17 protein-coding genes are annotated in these 19391 nt (G+C 47.8%); 10 read left to right on the forward strand and 7 right to left on the reverse strand.

What is annotated here, in order from left to right; all coding sequences use genetic code 11:
• Positions 1–392: 392 nt before the first annotated feature.
• The 3 genes from F752_RS0102265 (at position 393) to F752_RS0102275 (ending at position 3535) form a co-directional block, all read left to right on the forward strand.
• Complete coding sequence (locus tag F752_RS0102265; protein ID WP_017730104.1) at positions 393–881, forward strand: hypothetical protein; 489 nt, start codon at positions 393–395, stop codon at positions 879–881.
• A 72-nt stretch (positions 882–953) separates the two neighbouring features.
• A complete protein-coding gene (locus F752_RS23335; RefSeq protein ID WP_017730105.1) occupies positions 954–1733 on the forward strand; it encodes a hypothetical protein in 780 nt (259 codons plus the stop codon).
• Between the two features lie 197 nt (positions 1734–1930).
• A complete protein-coding gene (locus F752_RS0102275) occupies positions 1931–3535 on the forward strand; it encodes a SpoIIE family protein phosphatase (protein ID WP_017730106.1) in 1605 nt (534 codons plus the stop codon).
• A 41-nt stretch (positions 3536–3576) separates the two neighbouring features.
• Here the strand turns inward: F752_RS0102275 and F752_RS0102280 are convergent, their stop codons facing one another.
• Complete coding sequence (locus F752_RS0102280) at positions 3577–4083, reverse strand: DUF4199 domain-containing protein (RefSeq protein ID WP_160164071.1); 507 nt, start codon at positions 4081–4083, stop codon at positions 3577–3579.
• 348 nt (positions 4084–4431) lie between these two features.
• Between F752_RS0102280 and F752_RS0102285 the strand changes: the two genes are divergently transcribed.
• On the forward strand, positions 4432–6300 hold the full coding sequence (locus F752_RS0102285) for a M1 family metallopeptidase (protein WP_017730108.1): 1869 nt from the start codon (positions 4432–4434) through the stop codon (positions 6298–6300).
• 247 nt (positions 6301–6547) lie between these two features.
• Here the strand turns inward: F752_RS0102285 and acs are convergent, their stop codons facing one another.
• The 4 genes from acs to F752_RS0102305 all read right to left on the reverse strand — a co-directional run bounded on the left by acs (position 6548) and on the right by F752_RS0102305 (position 11258).
• Complete coding sequence (acs, locus tag F752_RS0102290; RefSeq protein WP_017730109.1) at positions 6548–8446, reverse strand: acetate--CoA ligase; 1899 nt, start codon at positions 8444–8446, stop codon at positions 6548–6550.
• Between the two features lie 162 nt (positions 8447–8608).
• Positions 8609–9361 (reverse strand): ZIP family metal transporter, encoded by a 753-nt coding sequence (locus F752_RS0102295; protein ID WP_026135463.1) that lies wholly within the window; start codon positions 9359–9361, stop codon positions 8609–8611.
• A complete protein-coding gene (locus tag F752_RS0102300; protein WP_017730111.1) occupies positions 9355–10110 on the reverse strand; it encodes an SAM-dependent methyltransferase in 756 nt (251 codons plus the stop codon). Before F752_RS0102300 ends, F752_RS0102295 begins: the two co-directional genes overlap by 7 nt.
• Before the next feature lie 86 nt (positions 10111–10196).
• Entirely contained in the window at positions 10197–11258 is a 1062-nt protein-coding gene (locus F752_RS0102305; protein ID WP_017730112.1) for an FAD:protein FMN transferase, read from the reverse strand.
• Between the two features lie 263 nt (positions 11259–11521).
• On the opposite strand from F752_RS0102305, the gene ruvB reads away from it, so the two are divergent.
• The 3 genes from ruvB (at position 11522) to F752_RS0102325 (ending at position 13982) form a co-directional block, all read left to right on the forward strand.
• Entirely contained in the window at positions 11522–12547 is a 1026-nt protein-coding gene (gene ruvB / locus F752_RS0102310) for a Holliday junction branch migration DNA helicase RuvB (RefSeq protein ID WP_017730113.1), read from the forward strand.
• Between the two features lie 328 nt (positions 12548–12875).
• Positions 12876–13304, forward strand: a complete 429-nt coding sequence (locus tag F752_RS0102320; RefSeq protein ID WP_017730115.1) for a BLUF domain-containing protein — start codon at positions 12876–12878, stop codon at positions 13302–13304.
• Positions 13305–13457: 153 nt separating this feature from the next.
• Entirely contained in the window at positions 13458–13982 is a 525-nt protein-coding gene (locus F752_RS0102325) for an RBBP9/YdeN family alpha/beta hydrolase (RefSeq protein WP_017730116.1), read from the forward strand.
• A gap of 138 nt (positions 13983–14120) precedes the next feature.
• Here F752_RS0102325 and F752_RS0102330 read toward each other — a convergent pair whose 3' ends face one another.
• The gene (locus F752_RS0102330; protein WP_017730117.1) at positions 14121–14711 is read right to left on the reverse strand and encodes a DNA-3-methyladenine glycosylase I; all 591 of its coding nucleotides are present in this window, start codon (positions 14709–14711) and stop codon (positions 14121–14123) included.
• A gap of 423 nt (positions 14712–15134) precedes the next feature.
• Between F752_RS0102330 and queG the strand changes: the two genes are divergently transcribed.
• A complete protein-coding gene (gene queG / locus F752_RS0102335; RefSeq protein ID WP_017730118.1) occupies positions 15135–16088 on the forward strand; it encodes a tRNA epoxyqueuosine(34) reductase QueG in 954 nt (317 codons plus the stop codon).
• Positions 16089–16145: 57 nt separating this feature from the next.
• Here queG and F752_RS0102340 read toward each other — a convergent pair whose 3' ends face one another.
• Positions 16146–16340: a hypothetical protein gene (locus F752_RS0102340; RefSeq protein ID WP_017730119.1), complete on the reverse strand. Its 195-nt coding sequence runs from the start codon at positions 16338–16340 to the stop codon at positions 16146–16148.
• Positions 16341–16491: 151 nt separating this feature from the next.
• Here F752_RS0102340 and F752_RS0102345 point away from each other — a divergent pair, with 151 nt between their 5' ends.
• Positions 16492–17943 (forward strand): BatD family protein, encoded by a 1452-nt coding sequence (locus tag F752_RS0102345; protein WP_017730120.1) that lies wholly within the window; start codon positions 16492–16494, stop codon positions 17941–17943.
• A 335-nt stretch (positions 17944–18278) separates the two neighbouring features.
• Positions 18279–19358: a chorismate synthase gene (aroC, locus tag F752_RS0102350; protein ID WP_017730121.1), complete on the forward strand. Its 1080-nt coding sequence runs from the start codon at positions 18279–18281 to the stop codon at positions 19356–19358.
• Positions 19359–19391 lie beyond the last annotated feature (33 nt).

Here is a 19391-nt window from a genome sequence, read left to right on the forward strand (position 1 = left end):
AGGGCCCGCTTTTGCACAGCCCCGCCTACCCTCTCATAAAGAAGAGTAAACCAGCACTGGAACCTCACCTGAATTAAGCAGCGGTCCTGTCAAAGCTCTCCTCTTCATCCCCTGATTTTTGCCTCCACCTGAGACTGGGCGGTTTTGGATTCCAAGTCTGATCATTCAGGAGAAAGGGCTTTTATTTTTTCTAAAAACTGCTTTTAATGCTCTCAAGCAGCAACTTTTTATCCACAACTCGTATACTAAAGGAGCACTCTTCTGCGAGCATCATTTTTTAACCTTTTACAATTATTTATTCATGGAAGATCTTCTAAAGAAGTTTATATATACTGGCGTAGGACTGCTATCGCTTACCACTATAAAGATTTAAAGAAATTATCGACGAGCTGGTGAAAGACAGCAAAATTTCGTCGGAAGAAGGACGGCGTATTGTTGACGATTTTATCAGCAAGACAAGCGCTCAACGCAAAGAATTTGAAGAAGAAATAAAAATACTGGCCGCTAAATTTGGAGTAGACTATGGCTCTACTACTCAAGGCGAAATAGAAGATTTAAAAGCCCGGGTGAGCCATCTGGAACAAAAGATGAACGGCAACAAAGAAAAAATGCCCCTAGCGACTCCCTCTCCTCAGGACCAGCAGGATACAGTCGTTGAAAAAGTAGCAAATAACGGGCGGGTAAGCCTGGCCGATGAGGTGCTAACTCCGGAGAAAAAAATGGAAGCTGAACAGCAGCGACTTAAGCAAAGGCAGGAAGACCGCCCTGCTGCTCAAAGAGTCGAAGAAGATACTCAAAAAGCAAACCTAAGCCAGCCACCCCTGACTCCTGATAAAAAAATGGAGCAGGACAGAAAAAATATTTCAAAAAACATAGACTAAACCATTATTATTTCTAATTATTCTACAACGTATTACCGAAAACATGTGTCTTTATGGCAGAACCCCTTAAACATGCGAGCCCTCTACCCTCTGCTATTCTTTTTAGCGCTTCCGCTCCTGAACGGTTGCACTACTGACTCTATGGCCGAGCTTGACAATTCAGATGCAGGCTACGACTACGTGTTTAAATTTACCGAAACAGAAAATACCAACTGGACTGCAGACTTTGCCGATTACCCGGCAGATCAGGAGGAGATGTTCCAGCTTCGCTCCGGCTCTTCTCCCTTACCCAAAGAAAGCGGGCAGACAAAGCCTTCCCTTATGCTGAGTGGCCATAACTACAGCGATGATCTGTTCATGTACCTCTACAGAAAAGTCGAAGACCTTAAACCAAACACTCCCTACCTGATATCCTTTAATGTTGAACTGGCATCCAATGCCCCCAGGAATTCTGTAGGTATAGGCGGCAGCCCGGGTGCTTCGGTTTACCTGAAGGCGGGGGCCATCGCTTACCCCCCTGCCAGAGAAAAAGAAATGGTAGGAGGCACTCCTTACTGGCTGGTAAACTTCGACAAAGGAAACCAGGCCCAGGAAGGAAAAGACATGACAGTTTTAGGCCATATCGGGACAAACCTGAATGATTTTACCTATACCCTCATTGATCGGAGCAGCACCGTACCATTTTCCGTTACTACCAATGAAAAAGGGGAACTTTGGCTCCTGTTGGGTATCGATTCCGGCTTTGAAGGAGAAACTACTCTTTACTTTACCAAATTCCGGCTAAAGGTAGAGCAGGATGTTAGTTCCATGGCAGGCGTCCCTGTGGCTGGTAAAGCAGAAAAAATCCGGTAATATTTTTTATCCCTACCTTTTTACCTTCGCGGCAGTTAGTACAGCCGATTATACCCTTGGTGGAATTCGACACTCCCGACTTTTTTTACCCGAAAGGGCTAAATAAGCACGTCAACTCCTGCTTTATTGGAAGCTTATCTTGCTAAATGTAAGCGAAAATGCTTATAATTGTATTTTGCTTCTAAAGCCATATTCTTTTGACTGTTCAAGCTCTTAAACTTTTAGGCAGCAGGCTCCGGCACCGCCTCTTCTATGGGCGCCTCTTTCAGAAGAAGCTTGTACTCCACTGTGCTTTTGCCATTGCTGTGGGCCTGCTCTTGTATGAAACTTATGTTTCTTACAGTAGCCTCGAAGAATTTACAGCGGAATATGCAGATATTACCGCCTCCTATGAGGTACTGAAAAAGACAGAAGAGCTGATTTCATTGATGAAGGAGATGGAAGCCAGCGAGAGGGGCTACCTTATTACGCAGGATAATTCCTTTCTGGATGCTTATTATAAATCCCGCGAGCTGAGTCCTCAACAACTCCTCGACCTGGAGCAGGTGGCGAATACCAATCTTGAACACCGCGCGCACCTCGATCAGATTCGGAAATTACTGCAGGAGGTACATCTTACCTACGACCACCTGATTAACCTGAGCCGCTATAAAAGCCCACAGGAAGCTATACAATCCTTACGCGAAAAAAAAGGTAAAGTACTGATGGACAGCCTCCGGAAGGAAATCAGGCGGTTTGAAGAGAAAAACCGCTCACTCCTGTGGGAACGAAAACTCCAGTCCGACCAGGCCAAAGCGAAAATCAAGACCAACAGTGTCTTCGGAAACCTTATCAGCATAAGCCTGCTCTGCTTAACTTTTGTATTCCTGAGAAAACAGCTTAAAAAGGAAGAGCAGCAAAGCAGATTGCTGGAAAGTGAAGTGCAAAAGCGCACGGAAGAGCTTCATGTAGCCAACGAGGAGCTATTGGCAGGAAATGAAGAACTGAACTCCTACCTCGATAACATCCATGCTACCCAGCAGGAGCTCGAGCAGCAGCAGGAAAAATTACAACAGGCGTATGCCGCACTGGAGGAAGAAAATGACCGGAAGAGTGCTGAACTACAGGAAGCCCGCGAATTACAACTGGCCCTGCTCCCCCACGATCCCCCGGCTTTCCCCCACCTCGACCTGAAGCTTTACCTTTCCAGTGCCTCGGAAGTGGGCGGCGACTACTACGATTATGAAATAGATGAAAAAGGAAATATTACCTTTGCCATAGGTGATGTTACCGGCCACGGATTAAAGGCAGGCATATTGGTAGCGACTGCAAAGAGCTATTTTCAGAACCTGTGCGTCCAGCCTGGCGCTGTAATTATGCAGGCCATTTCCAGGGGCATTAAAAACCTGAAGCTTCGGGGAATGTACATGGGCCTCGCCATCATCAAACAATCCGGAAAGACATTTAAAATAACAGCCGCAGGCATGCCACCTATACTGGTTTACCGGAGCGCAAGCCAGTCGGTCGAGCAGGTAAGGCTTACAGGTATTTTCCTGGGGTTTCATGAGAAACAGCAATACAAAGAAGAGGAAGTAGTTCTCGAAACCGGAGATATACTCCTTTCCATGACCGATGGCCTTATCGAATGCTTTAATGATGAAAAAGAAAGTCTGGGCATTGCACGCATGGCAGAATACCTCTGCCAAGTGGCCCACCTGCCTTCCGAAGATATTGTCAATGCACTCGTCAAATATGGAGAAAGCTGGGCAAAAGACACCACCATCCGCGATGATGTTTCCATTATTGCCATTAAAATGAAGTAAGAAACTTTCCTTTCCCGGCTGCCCCTGTCCTTATCTTATCCTCAGCTGCCTTTTGGCAGGGCCTTATCACGTACAAAAATGGCGAGTATGGCCGACATCACAAGGCCTGCCGTTAAAGAGCCTAAAACCGCCCGCAGCAAAAAGCTATCCAGCGCATACTCCTCCGCGGCCACCTGTTGCGCCACCTCCACATCAATTCCCTGGGCCAGTTGTTTTGCTTCCGCATGGGCCTGCATAGCTTCCAGATAGCCGGGAAAAACCATTTGCTGGAAGAGCCACTGTCCCAGCGGGTTGAGCAAAGCCACCACCAGGGTAACAAACACACCTGTCTTAAATGCATCGCCATAGGTAAATTCCCCATCATCCTCACGCTTAGCCTCCCGCATGGCATAATACAGAAGAAGAAGAGGTACTACGAGCGACAGGAGTGTCGCCAGTGGATGATAATCGATATAGTCGGCATGGAGGCCTGCCCAGTATTCCAGGCAAATCCAGATAAAGGTAAATAGAACAATGAGAACTCCGTATTTCAGGGCAATTTTAAACATATTTATGTGTCGTTGAGAGAAAATGAACCATAGTACTATAAAATGATTAGGCCCCTCAATGTTTGCCCGGCCTCCCACTTTGTCTGTACAAACAGGGCCGGGAAGCATCACCTCCTCCTTGCTGCTCCTCTCATAAGTGCTCTGTTCTGGCAGGTTTCGGTATTCAGGCACGGTTTTTATGGATGTTAAGCAGGCAGGAGCCAGCAAAGCTGATTATTATTTAAGGGCATAATTTGCTATTTTCCTGCCGCTCTTTATCTGAAAAGGCAGATTTTTTAATAATTCTGCCTTATTTTAGAGCGAAAGAAAAGTCTAATTAATTTTTACCTAATTTTTAATATATCATTTATGATTAAAAAAATAGTTTGGACCAGCCTGTTCTGGATAAGCGCTCTTCCGCTGCTTGCCCAGCCCGACCGCTGGCAGCAGCGTGTTGAGTACGACATGGATGTCGACTTTAACGTTAATACCAACCAGTATACCGGCGACCAAAAGCTTGTTTACTACAATAACTCCCCCGACACCCTCCATCAGGTATTTTACCACCTGTACCTGAATGCTTTTCAGCCGGGTAGCATGATGGACGTACGCTCCCGCACCATAGCCGACCCCGACCGCCGGGTGGGTGACCGCATCTTTAAACTGGAGGAGGATGAGATTGGCTACATTAATGTAAACTCACTGAAGCAGAACGGGAAGAAGGTGGATTATGAAACCAATGGCACTATTCTAGAGGTAGACCTGGCAAAGCCTATACTACCCGGGCAAAAAGCAACTTTCGATATGGAGTTTGATGCACAGGTACCAGAGCAAATCCGCCGTACCGGTCGCGACAATGCTGAAGGCGTCCGCTATACCATGACGCAGTGGTACCCAAAAATGGCCGAGTATGATTATGAAGGCTGGCACTCAAACCCTTACATTGGCCGTGAGTTCCATGGCGTGTGGGGCGATTATGATGTAAAAATCTCCATCGACTCTTCTTATCTTGTCGCTGGCTCAGGTTATTTACAAAACCCGCAGGAAATTGGCCACGGCTATGCTACTTCAGGCAAGGCAGTTAAGCGCCCGAAGAGCGAAAAGCTCACCTGGCACTTTGTGGCGCCCAACGTACATGACTTTGCCTGGGCAGCCGACCCCGATTATGTACATGAAACCGCTCAGGTACCTGGCGGCCCGCTACTGCACTTCGTTTACCAGCCAGGCGCTAAAACAACTAAGAACTGGAAAGAACTGCAGCCTTACGCTGTTAAGGCCTTCCAGATTATGAACGAGCAGTTCGGAGAATATCCTTACGATCAGTACTCTATTATTCAGGGAGGCGATGGTGGTATGGAGTATGCCATGGCCACCATGATTACCGGCGAAAGAAGCCTCGAAAGCCTCGTAGGCGTTACTGTACACGAGGCAGTACATAGCTGGTATCAGCATGTGCTGGCGACAAACGAGTCGCTCTACCCCTGGATGGACGAAGGCTTTACCACCTATGCCTCCGACTACATCATGAACATCCTGTTCAACCAGGGGCAGGAAAATCCTCACCTTGGCAGCTACGCAGGCTATGTAAACCTGGTAAAGAGCGGACTGCAGGAGCCATTAACCACGCATGCCGACCATTATATTACGAATCGCGCCTACGGCATCTCTTCTTATTCTAAAGGAGCCCTGCTGCTCAGCCAGCTGAATTATATTTTAGGCGAAGAGGTGTTAATGGAAGGCATGCGCCGCTATTACGATACCTGGAAGTTTAAGCACCCCAACCCAACGGATTTCAAGCGGGTAATGGAAAAAACTTCCGGCCTGGAGCTGGACTGGCTCTTTAACCAGTGGATTGGCACCACCAACACCATCGACTATGGCATTACTGGTGTATCGGGCAATAACGAGCAAACCCAGGTTACCCTGGAGCGGATTGGCGAAATACCGATGCCAATCGACCTGGTAGTCACCTACGAAGATGGCAGCAAAGAGCTATACTACATCCCTCTAAGAATTATGCGTGGAGAGAAAGAGGAAGACCTGGGACTTGAGCGCACGGTAAAAGAGGATTGGCCCTGGGTTTTCCCTGAATACAAACTCACTATCGGGCGTGGTGTAAACGAAATTGAATCGATTGAGATTGACCCCACCCTGCGTATGGCCGATGTGGAACGAGCCAATAATATTTGGCCAGCCAATACCGATACTTCCTTCCAGGCAGAAACAGCTGCTGAATAGACATTTTAATAGTAAAGATGGTTAAAGGGTGCTCAGGAGAGCACCCTTTTTTTGTCAGTCCTGCTGCTTTTGGTACTGATGCAGGTTGGCTACAGGCTTCCGAAGCTGAAAGATTAGCCAATGGATCCGGGCCTGATTATTACCCCCACTCACCTCTACTGCTTTTCTGGTTGTAGGCAAATACAGAACAGAAAACCTCAGAGGCCATATTGGGCAGCTGAGTTGACTACTAATTATGAGTAAAGCACTATACCCGTCGCCCCTGAATAATGGATTCGACTACCTCGGGGTTAAGCAGCGTGGAGGTATCGCCAAGGCTGCTGGTTTCTCCTTCGGCCACTTTCCGTAAGATGCGGCGCATAATTTTACCGGATCGGGTCTTGGGCAGGTCGTCCACAACCTGTATCTTGTCCGGCCTTGCCACTTTTCCTATCTGCTTTATTACCTCTTCGTGGATTTCCTGCCGCAGCTTATCTTCATCTTCACATCCTTCCGCACAAATAACATAGGCATAAATACCCTGCCCCTTAATTTCGTGCGGAAAACCTACCACAGCCGACTCTACCACCTGCGGATGTTCATCGATGGCATTTTCAATTTCGGCCGTACCAAAGCGGTGGCCCGATACATTGATTACATCGTCGACCCGGCCAATAACCCTGTACATGCCTTTTTCATCACGGCGAGCGCCATCGCCGGTAAAGTAGTAGCCTTTATAAACGCCAAAGTAGGTCCTCCGACAACGTTCATGGTCGCCGTAGGTGGTACGAATCATGCCTGGCCACGGAAACTTTATGGCTAAGTAGCCCTCTACTCCATTTTCTTTTATTTCATTGCCATCGCCATCGAGCAAAACCGGCTGCACGCCCGGCAACGGATAAGTGGCAAAGCTAGGCTTGAGCGGCGTAAGACCCGCGAGGGGCGAAATCATGATGCCGCCTGTCTCCGTCTGCCACCAGGTATCGACAATAGGCAAATCTTTACGCCCTACATTATTGCGGTACCAATGCCATGCTTCCTCATTAATAGGTTCCCCTACTGAGCCCAGCACCTTAAGAGAACTCAGGTCGTGCTTCTTCACATAATCGATATTATGCGTCATAAGAGCTCGAATGGCGGTAGGGGCGGTATAGAAAATATTTATTTTATGCTTTTCAACAATTTGCCAGAACCTGCCGGCATCCGGCCAGGTTGGAACGCCCTCGAACATAACGGTTGTGGCACCGGCAAGTAACGGCCCGTATAAAATATAGCTATGGCCGGTTATCCAGCCAATGTCGGCCGTACACCAGTACACCTCACTGTCTTTATTCTGAAACACATTCCGGAAAGTATATTCAGCATATACCATATAGCCACCGCAGGTATGAACTACCCCTTTTGGTTTTCCGGTAGAGCCACTGGTGTAGAGGATAAACAGCATATCTTCGGCGTCCATAATTTGCAGCTCACTTTCCTTTCCGGCCGACCGCAGCGCCTCATGGTACCAGATATCACGGCCCTCTTCCATTTTTACCTTACAGTGGGTGTACTGCACCACCAGCACCTTATCTACTGTGCTGCAACTCTCCAGGGCCTCATCGACCGTTTCTTTCACGCTCAGCTCCTTGGCTCCCCTATACATACCGTCAGAAGTAATAACAAAGCTACAGCCGGCATCATTAATACGGTCGGCAATCGCATTAGAGGAAAAGCCACCAAACACCACCGAGTGTATTGCACCAACACGCGCGCAGGCCAGCACTGCAAAAGCCAGCTCAGGAATCATGGGCATATATATACATACCCTGTCGCCTTTTTGCACCCCATTATTGGTAAGCACATTGGCCATACGACATACCTCCTTATGGAGCTGCTTATATGTATAGGTTTTTGCCTGGCCATTTGGGTCATTCGGTTCCCAGATTAAAGCACGCTTATCGCCCCGGGTAGCCAGGTGCCGGTCAAGGCAGTTTTCCACGATATTGAGCTTCGCTCCTTTAAACCATTCGACTTTGGGTTCCTGAAAATTCCACTCCAACACTTTGTCCCACTCTTTATGCCAGGTAAATTTTTTGGCTTTATCAGCCCAGAACTCTTCCGGCTTCCGGATGCTTAGGTCATATTCCTGCTGATACTCTTCGAAGGATTGTATGCGGTCGGTCATAGCAAAAAGTTTTTAGTGTCTAAAAAAGTAAAACACATTTTGAGGTGTTTGTACCTTTTATTTTACTAAAAATTTAAGAGAAATAAAAAAATTAGGCCCAAAGGAGGCACACCCAAAACCAAAATGCTAGTAATCAGTCACTTGCAAAAACAATTTACACCTTTATGCCAGTAACTCAGCAACTACCGCTATTAAAGCGCCAGCCAAACTAGCGATGAGCTTATGGAGGTTAAAATTATGCTCCGGGCTATTCTCAATAAAAATGGTCGTAGAAATGTGAAGGAAGCTCCCCGCCACCAGCGGATAAATAATACCTGTAAACATTTGCCAGCCTTCTTCCTGCCCCATCATAAAATGGCTCAGAAACAACCCAACAGGGCTTGCCAGCGCAAAAATAGTTAGCATACCAATTGCCTTCTTTCCGGAGCCCAACTGGTGCAGCAGCAGCGACATAAGTGCAAAAGCAGCGGGCATTTTATGCAGCACCACGCCTGCAAGCAATGCGTCGGTATCGTGGAGATGCCCTCCCTCGCCGGGGTGGGCCAGTAGTGCCCCATCTAAAAGAGCATGGATACAGAGTGCAATAAGTAAGGTAAAAGGTGTAAAATGGTGGCTGTGCGAGTGGCTCTTCTCCTGCTCCAGGCCGTGCAGGTGCCCGTGCTCCACTCCGGAGGTAAAATACTCCAGAAACATCTGCAGGAAGAAACCTATGAGCACATACAGCCCCACCCGGCCCGGATTCTCCGCCCCGCCCAGTATTTCGGGCAGAAAATGAATTACTGTAATAGAAAACAGATAAGCACCTGCAAAAACCAGCAACAGCTTAAAAGTACGCTCGCGAATGTTCCCAACCCTGAGCACCAGCAGGCCGCCCACCATGGCACTGGCAAATAAGATGAGGGCATACATTAGCATGTGGCAAGTTCGGGCTTATTGTGTAGCACAAATATCATCCGGTCGGACTGCTCCCGCTCGTAGGGGTTTAGCTCATAATCGCCAAAAGTTTCCACCAGCTCCAGCCCTGCCAGTCGAAAATATTCCAGAAAGCGCTCCCTGCGAATAGCTTTTACCCTTTCCTGAAAATGAAAGGCCTTTCCGTTATCAGTAAAGCGGATGTCCTTCACAATATAATTGTCTTTGCTCAGGTGTTTGGTGATGTGGAACTCAATTCCTTCAATTAGCTTCACCTCTTCCGGCACCAGCTGGTGCACCACCTTATATGGGTTGAGGAAGTCAATAAGCAATTTACCATTGGACTTTAAAGCTTTAGCGGCAGCACAGATGGCATCCTGGTTTTCGGCTTCGGTTTCGAAGTAGCCAAAGGAAGTAAAAAGGTTAAATATATAGTCGAAATACTGCTCCTTATACACCTTCCGCATATCGTGTACCTCAAAGTGCAGTCGTTCGTTGGCAAACCGGCGGGCATGCTCAATGCTTTGCGGACTCAGGTCGAGCCCCACCACATCCAGGCCCCGGCTGTTCAGGTAAATAGAGTGGCGGCCTTTTCCGCAGGCCAGGTCAAGAATTTTGTCGTCGGCTGCCGGACGGAAATAAGCAATTAGCTGGTCAATAAAATGCTCCGCTTCTTCGTAGTCGCGATGCTTGTATAAAATATGATAGTAGGGAGAATCAAACCATTCTCCAAACCATTCTTTATCCTCCATTTTTTGTATAGTATCGATGCAATCTGTGGCGGCCGGCTTACGTCTGCCCCACTTTTCAGTTGCTTTTAATTACAATTATATCAGGATTATTCCCCCACCACCTTTATTTTCTCTTCCACCTCCGGCGAAGCATAGGTTTGTAAGGCTCCTTTTTCATCATTATATATAAGATAAACCTCAATATCCTCTTCCTCCCGGTCAATTTCAATCGCTTTTTCTGTTCCAAGTACCATAAAAGCGGTGGCATAAGCATCGGCCGTCATACAGTCTTCCGCAAAAACAGAGGCACTGAGCAGAGAGTGGCGAACCGGGTAACCTGTTACCGGGCTAATAGTATGTGAATACCGAACCCCGTCGACCTCGTAGTAATTACGGTAGTTTCCGGAAGTGGCAATCGCCTGGTTAACCAGCGGAATAATAGCGAGGGCCGACTGCTGCTGCTCAGGGTCGAGGGTTGGGTAATTAACGCCCACCACCCAGGGAACGCCTCTTTCACTAAGGCCGTGGGCGTATACTTCTCCACCAATTTCGACAAAAAGGTTTTCAATGCCACGGTCCATGAGGTAATCGGCCACTACATCTACCCCGTAACCTTTGGCAATGGCGCTAAAGTCGAGCTTCATACCCTTTACCATTTTACATACGGCTACCGAATCGAAAAATATACTGTCGTAGTTTACCAGCTGGAGCAGAGAATCTACCTTGGCTTTCGACGGTACACGCCCCTCTTCAGGACCAAAACCCCAAGCATTTACCAGCGGACCAATGGTAGGATCGAAGGCCCCTTCCGTTTTTTCAAAAATTTCTTTACTACGTTTTAACACCGGGTAAAAAAAAGGCGATTCAAATTTCAGCAGGGCTTCACGATTGAAGCGACTTATCTCCGACTCCGGAATATAAGTAGAGAGAGATAGGTTGAATACCTCCAGCAGTGAATCGATTTGAAACTGGAAATTCTGGCCGTCCTCCTCTATATACTTTATAGAATAGGTAGTGCCCATAGTTCTTCCGGTCAGTTCCACCTGCTCACCTTCTACTTTTACCACCTCTGCATCGGGGGGAGCAGAATAGCGGCGGTAAGCCCATACAGCCACCATGGCTACAATTAAAACAGCCGAATAAATGATGTTTTTTTTACGATGATCCATCCCGTTTTGCATAGTTGTTGCAAGTTAAATGCTTTCTGCCGACTTCACTAAACGGAAAGGCAATATTTACATTTTATTCCACACCAAACATGGCTATTTTACCGCATCCGGAAATTATAATACTGCTATATTTGTTTTAATTAGATGGAGAAGGAGACATTAGTCATAAGACAGGATAGGGTTGCAAGAAAAATCGCTGCCTGCTATATTCTATCTTCACTCATTCTTTTATTCTATCATTTCTCAAGACCCAAGACTGTAATATGAGAGAAGACTATTTACGCGCCGACGATGAACACATGCACGCCGGCGAAAAAGATATAGAAAAAGCTCTGCGCCCCCTTTCCTTTGGTGACTTTACCGGACAGGAAAAGGTGTTGGAAAACCTGAAGATATTTGTATTGGCAGCCAAAAGACGAGAGGAGCCTCTGGACCATGTGCTGCTGCATGGCCCTCCGGGTTTGGGCAAAACTACCTTGTCGTACATTATTGCCAATGAACTGTCGGCCAGTATAAAAAGCACCTCTGGCCCTGTGCTCGACAAGCCAGGCGATCTTGCCGGCCTCCTCACCAACCTGGAAACGGGCGATGTTCTCTTTATCGATGAAATTCACCGGCTAAACCCCGTGGTGGAAGAGTATTTGTACTCGGCCATGGAGGATTATAAGATTGACATTATGCTCGATAGTGGCCCTAATGCCCGTACCGTTCAGATAAGCCTCAATCCTTTTACCCTCATTGGCGCAACCACCAGAGCCGGCTTGCTGACTTCTCCTTTACGGGCCCGCTTCAGTATTAATGCACGCCTGGAATATTACGATGCTAAGCTGCTTACTTCCATTGTTAAGCGCTCCGCAGACATTCTGAATACACCCATTGAGGATAATGCCGCTTTCGAAATTGCCCGCCGGAGCCGTGGCACCCCAAGGATTGCCAACAACCTGCTGCGCCGTACCCGCGATTTTGCCCAGATCAAAGGTACCGGCACTATAACCAAGGCGATTGCACAAATGGCCCTCGATGCCCTCGATGTTGATGAGCATGGCCTCGACGATATGGATAACCGCATCCTGAGCACCATCATTGAAAAGTTTAAGGGCGGACCGGTAGGTTTATCGACCATTGCCACCGCCGTGGGCGAGGAAGCCGAAACCATTGAGGAGGTGTATGAGCCCTTCCTGATACAGGAGGGCTACATTAAACGGACCAGCCGTGGCCGCCAGGCAACGGAGCAGGCTTACCGGCACCTGGGCATTGTACCCCCGGCGCAATCGGGTAGTTTGTTTTAATAATTAACAGTTTTTCTACACAACACAAAGCTATAGTACTTCTGCCCCGGCAGGCTTTACTATAGTTTTTTTATTTTTCAATCTTCTGCCACTTTTTCTCAACCAAGACCAACAAATACATTACCCCATTTCACTATTCCCTCAGCTGCAGGACATTGAACGCCACCAACGACTCTATCCTCACTTTTATCCCCAACCATTGAAGGCCTGTATTTTATCAGCCATGTTAAAACATAAGAAATAAATTTGTTTAACAAAATTACATATTTTATAAACAACAAAATATCTTTATTATATTTGTGACATACAAAGTAAAACAACAAGCTCTATGACCTCTCTTTATCAACTAGTGTATACCAGCCTCCGAAACCCTTCCTGCAACGAGCAGGAAATTGAAAAAATACTGGATGCCTGCCGGAAGAATAATCCTTCAAAAAATGTTACCGGCATTTTACTACACTCCGAGAACCATTTTATCCAGTACCTGGAAGGCGACAAGGACATTATTAAGTTGTATGATTTAATCAAAGACGACAATCGCCACCGACGACCGGTGCTACTGAGTTATGGCCCCCTGAAGGAGCGGGTATTTCCTTCCTGGCACATGGGCTATAAGAGTCTTAACAAGGAAAGAATTAACTTTTTAACTGCCGGCGATCAGCGCGAAAAGGAAGTTTTCCAGTCCATCATTAAAGGAGAGCAGCAAAGTGGCAGTGGTGCCATCAATCTGCTCGTAAAGTTTTTTCATAAAGGATAGGAAGCTAAAAGCCGGCGCAAATAAGTTATCCGGCTTTTCTTTTTTTTGGATAAGCCTGTTTAATGTTGACATTACCAGGCATGCTTTTTTAAGATGGCTCAGCCATAGGCCACCTTCCCTGAACAAAACCACTAAAGAAGGACTTAACATTCAATGAACTTTATCATCCCCGGTCTTCGAAACTCCGGACCTGACCACTGGCAAAGCATCTGGGAAAAAAGATATCCTGAGCAGTTTAAACGCATTGAGCAGGATAACTGGCAAAAGCCTGATTGCAGCACATGGATTCAGCGGATTGAAGAGGTGCTCCGGCATGCAAGGCCGGAGGAAGCTATTCTGGTAGGTCACAGCGTTGGTTGTGCCGCTATTGTTCATTGGTTCAGGCAGTATGGCCGCCCCATTAAGGGAGCTCTGCTGGTGGCGCCCAGCGATGTTGACCGGCCTGACTATCCTTCCTACATTACAGGTTTTGCTCCCATACCGCTGGAGCCGCTACCTTTTAAAAGCATTGTGGTGGCCAGCACCAACGACCATGTAGTACGCCTGAAGAGAGCCCGTTATTTTGCTGAATGCTGGGGCAGCGAGCCCGTAGAGTTAAAAGGAGCCGGCCATATTGAGCCAAAATCAGGCTACGGCGAATGGCCGGAGGGGTTGGAATTGCTGAAACGACTAAGCTGATTCTTTTCCGAACCTGGAATCAAAAATATGCTTAACCCAGGCTTAGCTTAAAAAGGCAACCGACAACATACAGAGAGGTCTTAATAAGGACCTTTCAATCGCTATCTTCCGGATCGGCAAACCCTTCCGCAGCATAGTTTACGCCTTCTCTTCTGTCAGCTCCTTATACCGGAAACAGTTTGTGGTGTGGTCCATGACAAGGCCCGTGGCCTGCATATGTGCATACATAATAGTGCTGCCCACGAATTTAAAACCGCGCTTCTTAAGGTTTTTGCTCAGCGCATCGCTCTCGGGGGAGGTAGCGGGCACCTGCTCCCGGCTTTTCCAGCGGTTAATAAGCGGCTTTCCGTCCACGAACTCCCAGATGTAGTGGCTGAAGCTGCCGAACTCCTGCTGCACCTCTAAGAAGCGCTGAGCGTTATTGACGGCCGCCCGTATTTTTAGCTGGTTCCGAATGATAGCCGTATCCTGCAGGAGGCGCTGAATATCCTCTTCCGTAAAGCGGGCTACTTTTTCGGCCTCGAAACCGGAAAAAGCATGGCGATAACCCTCACGCCGTTTCAGCACTGTAGCCCAGTTCAGACCTGCCTGTGCACTCTCCAGCACCAGAAATTCAAAATGCTTTTGGTCGTCATATACCGGCACACCCCACTCCTGGTCGTGGTAGCGGACATATTCTTCAAAATACCCTTCGGCCCAGGCACAACGACTTTGGTTATGTTCTTCCATAAGGGCAAGATAGTGGTTTTTAGTTGTTCGTTGATAGTTGTTGGTTTTTAGTGGCTTGTGCCTGTTGCTTAGTAGTAATGGCCACAAAGCTTTCCTTATGAAAGCAATATCTCCAATGGAAACTGTCATTGGGAGCGGAGTACAGCGTATCGCGGCAATCTCTCGCCCATATGCACCATCTCCTTTGAAGGCTCCCTTTCATTTAGATAGAGAATGCCACAGGCTCCTGCATCAGCTAGGCGCCCCACCTTCGCAAAGACAGCGGTTTAAGAATTCGCCTGTCTGCTGCACCTCCTGATTCCTGATTCCTGATTCCTTCTTCCCTGCTCCTACACCCAAATTCCATTGTCCCAGGCCTATCGTCTCACATCTACTATCTCAAACCTGAACTAAGGGCAGCTGCATTTTTGTTATCTTTGCCTTATGAAAGCATCTGCCACCGCCAAGCATACTGCCCTAATCAAACAAAAAGCCCTTGAGCTGGGCTTTAGCCATTGTGGCGTGGCCAAGGCGGCTTTTCTGAAAGAAGAAGCGCCCCGCCTGGAAGCATGGCTTAAACAGAATTACCATGGCCAGATGCACTATATGGCCAACCACTTCGATAAACGACTCGACCCAACCCAACTGGTCCCAGGGGCAAAATCGGTGGTAAGCCTTACCTATAACTATTTTCCGAAGCAGGATTTTACCCAATCCAGCCACTACAAAATTGCGAAGTACGCCTATGGCACCGATTACCATTTTGTGGTAAAAGAAAAGCTGCGCGAGCTCCTCCAGTATATTCAGGAAGAAATAGGAGAAGTGGAGGGGCGGGCTTTTGTAGACTCGGCCCCGGTTATGGAGCGGCAGTGGGCACAGAAGAGCGGCATTGGCTGGCTGGGTAAAAACAGCCTGCTACTGAACAAACAACAGGGAAGTTTCTTTTTTCTGTCGGAATTAATCATCGACCTGGCACTGGAGCCGGATGTTCCCCTGGCGAAGGACTACTGCGGCAGCTGCACCCGCTGTATCGATGCCTGCCCAACCGACGCCATTACGCAGGCAGGGGTGGTTGACGGCAGCCGTTGCATCAGCTATTTTACCATAGAGCTTAAAGAAGCTATTCCGGCTGAAGTTAAAGGAAAGTTCGCGAACTGGGTGTTTGGCTGCGATATTTGCCAGGATGTATGCCCCTGGAACCGCTTTTCCAAACCCCACCAGGAGCCTGATTTTGATCCCCACCCGGATATGGCGACTATGAGCAGGAATGACTGGGAGGAAATTACGCGCGAGGTGTTTAATACCTTGTTCAGGAAATCTGCCCTGAAGCGGACAAAGTATGAAGGCTTTCAGCGGAATGTTGCATTCGTAAAGCAGCAGGAGAAAAAAGAGGTTTAGAGCAGCCCAAAAGTTAAAGGCTGCCGGTGGCAGCCTTAGATGGAAAATTTTTACGGGCTACTGGCCCGCCAGTCCCTGGAAAGACCTGTTCAGCACTTCTTCGTACAGATCGCTGAATTTTGCGTAACACCAAACCTTCAGTTGCTCCACATCGTTTGGCATTAGCATGTTAATGGCTTTCCTCAACTCCTTCTCGAACAGCTCCTGACTGAAGCTGACTTTTCCAAGAATGGTTTTGATGTATTCAAGCATAACACTTAAAAATTTTAGAAGATTAAAAAGTTATTGCATCACGGTAATTCTTCAACACAGCTGAATTTACAAAATTCTCTTCTCAGAATCAAGTATTTAAATAAATTTGCAGTTTCAGCGTTGATTGAATAGCAATATCAAAACGAAAAAGATGGCCCTGAGGTATACGTTTTTCCTGATTTTTTTTCTGAACTTTCCTTTCCTGCTTTCCGCCCAGGAAGTCAGCATCAGCCTCGGCCCTGAGGAGATAGCCCTTAATGAGGCTTTTACCATTACCCTCTCTGTTAAAAACGATAAACTCCGCACCTACAGCTCTTTTCCCACTATTCCGGGCTTTGCAAAAAGAGGCACCTCTTCCTCCAGTTCTACCAACATTATTAATGGAAAGGTAAGCTCCGAGCAAAGGGTTACCCAAACCTATGCACCGCAGCAGGAGGGCACATTTACACTGTCGCCATTTGTTATGTCCGTTAACGGTCAGGATGTTCGTTCAGAGGGAACGACCATTACAGTAGGTCCACCCCGCCAGCAAAGCCGCTCCCAACAGCGCAACAACCCATTTAGCCGCGATCCCTTCGACCAGTTCTTTGGTAATGATGACCAGGAAGAGCAAGAATTTGTAGAGGTGGAAGATGATGCCTTCCTGGCCCTTACAGTTGATAAAGAAGAGGTGTATGTAGGCGAAGGCTTTACCGCAACCCTTGCCTTTTATATCAGTACCGAAAACCAGGCACCACTTAGCTTTTACGACTTAGGCAACCAGCTGGGAGAAATTGTAGAAAAGCTCAAGCCGACCAATAGCTGGGAAGAAAACTTCGAAATTGTGAATGTGGAGCGTGAAGATGTCCGCATCAATGGCAAAACCTATGCCCGCTACAAGCTGCACCAGGCCCGTTACTATCCGCTCAATGATGATCCGGTGGTATTTCCGCCCGTCGGGCTTAAAATGCTTAAATATAAACTAGCCAAGCGTCCTTCATTTTTCGGTCGCCGTAAGCAGGAAGCTTATAAAACCTATTATACTGAAGCAAAAGAAGTGGAGGTAAAGGAGCTCCCCCCCCACCCGCTGAAGGAGTCAGTGGCAGTAGGCGATTATCAGCTGCGCGAGCAAATCAGCGATGAGCAGCTCGAAACCGGCAGCAGTTTTAGCTATTCATTTACCATCGTGGGGCAGGGAAATATCTCTGCCATCCGCCCTCCTGAAATACCCGATAGCGACTCTCTGACTTTTTATGAACCAAACGTAACGCAGGATATGCGGAAGGATGAGGGTACTGTTATTGGTGTAAAGCAGTTCAGCTATTACGGCATTCCTAACGAGCCCGGCACCTATCAGTTGGGTGACTATGTGCAATGGATTTATTTTAATTCCCGCCTGGGTAATTACGACACCCTCCGGTCCGACATCAGCATACGGGTAGAAGGAGAAAGCAGAAAGAACGAAAATATACTGTCGAAAGATCCGGGCATCTTTTATAATCAGATGGAGGCAGAAAGCAACCAGCTGATTAGCCTGAATGATGAAGATAACCTGGAGCTCTTTGTCTATATCTTTGTTTTACTTATGTTAGCGGCCACTGCTTTTATCATCTTTAAGAAGTAGGGAAAATTGAGACAAAGGACAATGGATTTAAGATATATGACACAGGGCGTAAGGTGTAGGATTTAACCGCCGTTATTGCGGGCGCTGCCTCAGTGGGACTGCCCCAGTGGAATTACGAAGCAATCTCTATGAAAGTGAAAGGGAGCTGCAAAAAGGGAACAGAGATAATAAAAATATTCGGGAGATTACTTCTCCCGGCTAGGCGCCCCTGGCCAGGCGCCCCCGGCTCGCATTGACACCCACCATTGGGGAACATCGCACAACCAACACCGGACACGAGCCTCTAACCACCAGGCACTAAAAACGAACAACGACCAACCAACAACGAAAATCCTATGTCCAATACCTTCGGCAATTTATTTCGTATAACTACTTTCGGGGAATCGCATGGAAAGGCGCTGGGCGCAACAATCGATGGCTGCCCTGCCGGCCTGGCTATCAGTGAGGAGCAAATTCAGCAGGAACTCGACCGCCGTAAACCCGGCCAAAGCCGTATTACTACCCAGCGCCGGGAGTCCGATACAGTCGAAATTCTTTCCGGCGTTTTTGAAGGAGTCACCACCGGAACACCTATTGGCCTGCTCATCCGCAACCAGGACCAGCGAAGCAAAGATTACTCCCACATTGCCGATAAATACCGTCCTTCTCATGCTGATTATACTTATCAGCAAAAGTATGGCCTGCGCGACTACCGGGGGGGCGGACGTTCCTCTGCCCGCGAAACCGCCGCAAGGGTAGCAGCCGGCGCAGTTGCCCGACAACTTTTAATTACGAAAGGCATAAAGGTGCAGGCCTATGTATCTGCAGTAGGTGAGCTGGCGCTGTCCAAATCCTACCACGAACTGGACCTGAGCCAGACCGACAGCAATATCGTTCGCTGCCCCGACCCTTCCATGGCCGAAAAAATGATTGACTATATCGACGAAGTGCGTAAAGCACGCGATACGGTCGGCGGCATTATTACAGGAGTTATTAGTGGTGTTCCGGCAGGGCTTGGGGAACCGGTATTCAACAAGCTACATGCAGCTCTAGGGGCAGCTATGCTGGGTATTAATGCCGTAAAAGGTTTCGAATATGGCAGCGGTTTTGATGGAGTACACCTGCGGGGCTCCCAGCATAACGACCTTTTTCACACCGATGAGGAAGGAAACATCCGTACCAAAACTAATTACAGTGGCGGAATACAGGGCGGCATTTCTAATGGAGAAGATATTTATTTTAAGGTTGCGTTTAAACCGGTAGCCACTATCATGCAGGATCAGGAAAGTGTTGATACCAGCGGCCGTCCTGCAATAGTTAGCGGCAAGGGCCGTCACGATCCCTGTGTGCTGCCACGGGCCGTACCCATTGTAGAAGCCATGGCTGCCCTTACTGTGGCCGACTTTTACCTTCTTAGCCGAACAAACCAAGTTTAAAAGCCGGATTTTTATATATTTGTAATCCTTTGA

This window comes from Nafulsella turpanensis ZLM-10, assembly GCF_000346615.1.
GTDB lineage: Bacteria > Bacteroidota > Bacteroidia > Cytophagales > Cyclobacteriaceae > Nafulsella > Nafulsella turpanensis.